We start from the raw sequence: 1405 nt of genomic DNA on the forward strand, positions 1-1405 counted from the left end.
CGGTGACGTCCCGTGGAGTGGTGGAGATTCCGATCGGGTTGTCTGCGTCGTAGACGTGGGTGAGCCATCGTGCGATGGTCAGTGAGAACTGTCTAGGAATCTCAACGTAAGGACACAACGCACGATGGCTCTTGACCAGTCTGCCCTCCTCGAGCTCCTCGGGGAACTGAAACTCACCGATGTCACCGACCGGATCCGGGTCGCGACCGAAACGCTCTATCAGGAGCTGATCGATGCGGAAGCGGCCGCGTTCATCGGCGCCGCCCCGTTCGAGCGCTCCCCGGAGCGGACAACGCAACGCAACGGGACCCGTCCGCGCACTCTGACCACGACCGCCGGGGAGCTGGAACTGCGGATCCCGAAGCTGCGACAGGGGTCGTTCTTCCCGTCGCTGTTGGAGCGGCGGCGCCGCGTTGATCAGGCGTTGTTCGCGGTCGTGATGGAGGCGTATGTTCACGGCGTCTCAACCCGGAAGGTCGATGACCTCGTCAAAGCGCTCGGCGCGGACACCGGCATCTCCAAGTCCGAAGTGTCGCGGATCTGCGCGAATCTGGATGAGGACGTTGCCGCGTTCCGGGACCGGCCTCTGGCGGACACGACATATCCGTATGTGTTCCTCGACGCGACCTACTGCAAAGCCAGAGTCGGCCGACGCGTCGTCTCCCAAGCGGTCGTCGTCGCGATCGGCGTCGCCGCGGACGGGCGGCGTGAGGTCCTCGGATTCGAGGTTGGTGAGACCGAATCGCAACCGTTCTGGACAAGCTTCCTGCGGTCGTTGAAGGCCCGCGGACTCGGCGGGGTGAAGCTCGTGATCAGTGACGCTCACACGGGTTTGATCTCCTCGATCGAGACCGTGTTCCAGGGCTCGAGTTGGCAGCGTTGTCGGGTGCATTTCATGCGCAACGTGCTCTCCAACGTCCCGAAAGCATCGGGACCGATGGTCGCCTCGATCATCCGCACGATCTTCGCGCAGCCCGACACCGAGCACGTCTTCGCGCAGTTCCACGAGGTCGTCAGGATGCTGACCCGCTCGCATCCGAAGATCGCGGACATGCTCGAGGACGCGAAGAACGACATCCTCGCGTTCTGCGGATTCCCGCAGCAGCACTGGCGGCAGATCTGGTCCACGAACCCCCTGGAACGCGTCAACAAAGAGATCAAACGCCGCACCGACGTCGTCGGCACATTCCCCAACCCCGCCGCGCTCCTGCGCCTGGCAGGGCACGTCCTCATCGAGCAGCACGACGAATGGGACGGCGCCGACCGCCGCTACTTCAGCGAGCACTCCATGAAGCTCCTCAACGCGACAAACGAGGAGGTGGCGATCCCGGAGCTGAACGCGGCATAATCAAAGCACTGACCCGCACGGTGTTGAGGAAACTCCACCACTCAGCGGGACGTCACC

At 63.6% G+C, this 1405-nt stretch carries 1 protein-coding gene; it reads left to right on the forward strand.

Features of this window, described 5'->3' with window-relative positions; translation table 11 throughout:
- The first annotated feature begins 124 nt into the window (after positions 1–124).
- The gene (locus FM119_RS05925) at positions 125–1348 is read left to right on the forward strand and encodes an IS256 family transposase (RefSeq protein ID WP_087136770.1); all 1224 of its coding nucleotides are present in this window, start codon (positions 125–127) and stop codon (positions 1346–1348) included.
- Positions 1349–1405: the final 57 nt, after the last annotated feature.

Origin of the sequence: Mycetocola reblochoni REB411, assembly GCF_900163835.1 — a bacterium.
In the GTDB taxonomy this organism is placed as follows: Bacteria; Actinomycetota; Actinomycetes; order Actinomycetales; family Microbacteriaceae; genus Mycetocola_B; species Mycetocola_B reblochoni.